A 700-nucleotide genomic window follows, 5' to 3' on the forward strand; every position below is an offset into this window, starting at 1 on the left:
TTGAAGTACCTGCAGCTTGGTTCCAGTCACTAAACCCATTCTTTATCATTACGCTTGCGCCTGTCCTTGCGGTTCTATGGGTGAAACTAGGTAAACGTGAACCAAACTCACCAGCGAAATTTGCTTTAGCCATGTTCTTCTTGGCACTAGGCTTCCTATGCATGGTTGGTGCAGTAATGGAGCAAGGTGGTGATACTAACGTGAAAACATCCATGCTATGGCTAGTTGGCGCGTTCTTCTTCCATACTTTGGGCGAACTGTGTCTATCCCCTATTGGTCTGTCTCTTGTAACCAAACTGGCTCCGCTACGTCTTGCATCGTTGATGATGGGTGCATGGTTTGGTTGTAACGCTATTGCGAACTATGTCGCTGGTTACGTGGGTTCTCATGTGGGTGAACTTGGTGCAATGGCTATCTTTAGTGGCATCGCAGTAACCGCATTGATCAGTGGTGTGATTCTAATGTTATTCTCGAACACGCTTGTTCGTTGGATGCACGGTGCAGAAAACACTCACAGCACTGCAGAACAAATTGAAGAGCAACAAACACAAGTTGCTTAACATGGTTTCAAAGTTACTAAAAAGGGTCGCAATCGCGACCCTTTTCTGTATTCATTCAGTACAGAAAACCAAAGCTCTACAGCTTGCTGCGTACTAGTTCTGCCATCATATCGATATGCATGTCATCGTCATTAAGGCAT

Annotated in this window: 1 pseudogene; it reads left to right on the plus strand. The window is 45.3% G+C overall.

Annotated elements, in window-relative coordinates:
- A pseudogene (locus R7Z50_RS27565) lies at window positions 1-560 on the plus strand (dipeptide/tripeptide permease); the annotation flags it as partial.
- Between the last annotated feature and the right edge of the window lie 140 nt (window positions 561-700).

Source organism: Vibrio sp. 1249-1 (assembly GCF_033340495.1).